3 protein-coding genes are annotated in these 3,961 nt (G+C 47.0%); all 3 read left to right on the top strand.

The features are described 5' to 3' along the window. The coding region (locus PLH26_RS20755) for a glycoside hydrolase family 31 family protein (protein WP_324587933.1) at nucleotides 1–993 on the top strand (993 nt) is incomplete at its 5' end. A 129-nt stretch (nucleotides 994–1,122) separates the two neighbouring features. Continuing rightward, complete coding sequence (locus tag PLH26_RS20750) at nucleotides 1,123–3,066, top strand: GDSL-type esterase/lipase family protein (RefSeq protein WP_324587932.1); 1,944 nt, start codon at nucleotides 1,123–1,125, stop codon at nucleotides 3,064–3,066. Between the two features lie 180 nt (nucleotides 3,067–3,246). Then, on the top strand, nucleotides 3,247–3,961 hold a 715-nt coding region (locus tag PLH26_RS20745; protein WP_324587931.1), incomplete at its 3' end, for a Gfo/Idh/MocA family protein.

The following is a 3,961-nucleotide window of genomic DNA, read 5'->3' as shown; positions in this document are numbered from 1 at the left end:
GAGCAAATGCGCCAGGTATATGGGTTGCAGTTCCAGAAAATGAGCGGCCGGTGGTTCCGCGAAAAAAATCAACGCACTTACGGGTTAACCCGGGCTTCCAATGCAGGCGCATCATCTTTACCTTATGTGATCTATAATGATTATTATAATCACCGCGACTTCATCACCGCTTTATGCAACAGCAGTTTTATAGGTGTGCTGTGGACGCCCGAAGCCCGTTCTTCCAAAACATCCGAAGAATGGCTGCGGCGTATGCAGTCGGTATGCTTTTCACCCATGGCTATGCTCAACGCATGGGCCGACGGAACCAAACCCTGGACTTTTGCTGACGTGGCGGAGGAAGTAAAATCGGTAATGCTGCTGCGCATGCAATTGCTGCCCTACTTGTACAATGCATTCGCGCAATATCATTTTGAGGGAAAGCCGCCCGTGAGAGCTATGAATCTCGAAGAAGGATTCTTTTTTAATGCAAAAGCAGAAAGGGGTAGCCTGAGCTCATCCGGCAACCCTTACGAAACGGCTATAAAGCAGGATATCAAAGACCAGTATATGCTGGGTGATTATATACTGGTGGCGCCCATGTTTGCCGGTGAAAAGACAAGGAAGGTAGTGTTGCCCGGGGGCAACTGGTACGACTTTTATACCGGGCAACTGGTTGGTAACGGCAGTGTTATTGAAATTACCCCGGGACTTGAAAAAATTCCGCTGTTCGTGAAAGAAGGCGGCATTATACCCATGATCCCGCCGCTGTTGCATACACCCCGTAAGGATGAAATACTGCCCTTAACGGTAAAGCATTACGGCCATGCGGAAAGCAGCATGCAATTGTACGATGATGACGGTGAAACCTTTGACTATGAAAACGGCGCTTATGCCAGGGCGTTATTGTCGGTAAAAAAAGACAGGAAAGGCATTTTGAAAGGCTCGGCAGTGTTGCCTAAGAATAAATTTTTTCATTATAATAAAGTGGAATGGGTGTTTATGACGAAGTGAGCTGTCAGCCATCAGCCCTTAGCTATCAGTAGCGAACGGGAAATGATAGACGTGAGATGAGAAAAGAGAAAGGAACGATGAAAAGTTTTTTCTCTCACTTCTCACGTTTCACCTCTCACAATTCACTATATGAGAAAGATCATTATAAGCATATTATTGTTGTATATTATCGGCTGCATCCCGGTATTGGCACAACAGTACCCGCAACAAAGCCCATGGCATGGCTTTATTAAGCACAGCTTTGTTTTTGGCGGCAGGCAGGCGCGCATCGTAGCGCCGCAGCAGGCTTTGCCGGGCAACCCGTGGGTGTGGCGGGCTTATTTTCCCGACTGGCATACCGATATGGACAGCATTCTTTTATCGCGCGGCTTTCATATTGCGTATATTGATTGTGGCGATATGTTTGGCAGCGCCGAAGCCATGCAGGTTTGGGAAAAATTTTACGATTATCTTATACATGAAAAGCGGTTTGCAGAAAAACCGGCGCTTGAAGGCGTAAGCCGCGGCGGATTGTATGTGTATGCATGGGCCAAACGTAACCCCGGAAAGGTGAGCTGTATTTATGCCGAAGCGCCGGTGTTGGATATTAAAAGCTGGCCCGGCGGCAAGGGAAAGGGAAGGGGCAGCCTTACCGACTGGCAGAAATTGTTCAAAGCATATCATTTTACGGAAGAAGAAGTGATGGATTTTCCGGATAACCCGGTTGATCACCTTGAAACCCTCGCCGCATTTAAAGTGCCTGTGGTGCATGTGGTGTGTGAGCGGGACAGCATAGTGCCATTGGCTGAGAATACGGCAATACTCGAAAAAAATTATAAGAAGTATGGCGGCAATATCCGCGTGGATTATATGACAGAAGGCGTGAATGATGTGGGGCATCATTTTACCATTAAAGACCCGGAGCAATATGCCGATTTTATTTTCGAGCATACCATTCCCTTAAAGCAAACACTTTCCAGTGAAAAATTCGTGCACAGCTATGGCAGTATGAGCAATGCTTTATATGGGATTGAAGAAAAAAAAGAATTAACGGTTGCTTTCCTGGGTGGTTCCATCACGCAAAATCCCGGCTGGAAGGATAAGACAGTCCGGTACCTGCAGGAAGCTTACCCGCTAACAACATTTCGTTTTATATATGCAGGCATTGCCTCGCTGGGAAGCGTGCCGCACGCTTTCCGTTTGCAGGCAGATGTTTTGAATAAAGGAAAGGTTGATCTCCTGTTCGTGGAAGCTGCTGTAAATGATTTGGCCAATAAAACGCCGGCGGCACAGCAGCAAAGAGCGATGGAAGGGATCATAAGGCATGCGCTTTCGGCCAATCCTTATATGAATATTGTATTGATGGCTTTTGCGGACGAAGACAAGATCGGGGATTACGAAAATGGGAGAGTGCCTGCAGAAGTGGCTTTACATGAGGAGATGGCAAAGTATTACAGGCTCGGTTTTCTTAACCTTGCCGGGGAAGTGCAGCAGCGCATCGCCAACAAAGAATTTACATGGGCGGCTGATTTTAAAGACCTGCACCCTTCGCCTTTCGGGCAGGAAATTTATTTCCAGGCCATTAAAACATTGCTGAAAAAAACGGACCTGGCATACAAAAACGAAAGACCGGTTGCTGTAAAACTTCCGGCGATCCAGGATAAAGCAGCTTATGATAATGGTAGATATGTAAACGTAAATAAAGCTGCTGTGCTAAAAGGCTTTTTGCTGAACCGCAACTGGCAGCCGGCTGACAAAGCCGGGACCCGGCAGGGCTTTGTGCATGTGCCCGTACTTGAATCAGGCGAAGCCGGTGCTTCTTTTAACTTTACATTCAGGGGAACTGCGGCAGGCATTGCTATTGTTTCCGGTCCGGATGCAGGGATGATAAAATATACGGTGGATGGAAAGCCTCCCAAAATCATTGATCTGTATACGCAGTGGAGCGGGGGATTGCATTTGCCCTGGTACCTGGTACTGGCTGATGGTTTGCCACAGGGAAAACATGTATTGACGGTGGAGATCATTGCTCAAAAAAATAAGGCTTCTAAAGGAAATGCCTGCCGGATCGTGCATTTTTTGGTGAATGAGTAAAGATAAACGGATTCCATAGTGAACAGAACCCAAAGTGTGCGATGCCTGCCTGAACGGACGGCAGGCAATCAGGCTTAATAGCTGTACTGCATCCGGGTTCATAAAAAATTAATGAATTGAGGCTATCCGGATTAATAAAACAGAGGTAACTATATTTACAAAATAAAAATCATTTCATTTATGGTTAACAACACAAAAAAAATACGCGTACTGGTAGTGGGTTGCGGCAATATGGGAAGCTCGCACGCAACGGCTTATCATCATTTGGATGGTTTTGAAATCTGCGGACTGGTTTCAGGAGGAAGCACCAAAGAGATATTGAATGAAAAATTAGGTGGGAATTATCCCTTGTTCAATGATTTTGACGAGGCGCTGGAAACTACCAAGCCGGATGCTGTATGTATATCAACTTATCCGGATACGCACGAAAAATTTGCCATTAGGGCCATGGAAAGCGGCGCTCATGTATTTGTAGAAAAACCGGTAGCCGATTCGGTTGCAGCCGCTGAACGCGTAGCCGAGGCAGCACGCAGGTATAATAAAAAATTAGTGGTGGGTTATATCCTGCGGCATCACCCGTCGTGGGAGCGGTTCATTAAAGAAGCACACAAACTGGGCAAGCCTTTGGCCATACGGATGAACCTGAACCAGCAGAGCAGCGGTAAAATGTGGACCCTGCACCGCAACCTGATGAAATCGCTGAGCCCTATTGTTGACTGTGGCGTGCATTATATTGATGTAATGTGCCAGATGACCCGCTCAAAACCGATGCAGGTATATGCTATAGGAGCAAGGCTAACCGAAGAAATTCCTGCGGGCAATTATAACTACGGGCAGTTGCAGATCCGTTTTGAAGACGGATCGGTAGGATGGTATGAAGCAGGGTGGGGCCCCA

Source organism: Agriterribacter sp. (assembly GCF_035444585.1).
Lineage (GTDB): Bacteria > Bacteroidota > Bacteroidia > Chitinophagales > Chitinophagaceae > Agriterribacter.
This window is presented reverse-complemented; position numbering and strand designations above follow the sequence as displayed.

Bases quoted from the DNA above. Each gene is read 5' to 3' on its own strand.
- PLH26_RS20750 (WP_324587932.1), top strand. From the start codon at position 1,123: ATGAGAAAGATCATTATAAGCATATTATTGTTGTATATTATCGGCTGC.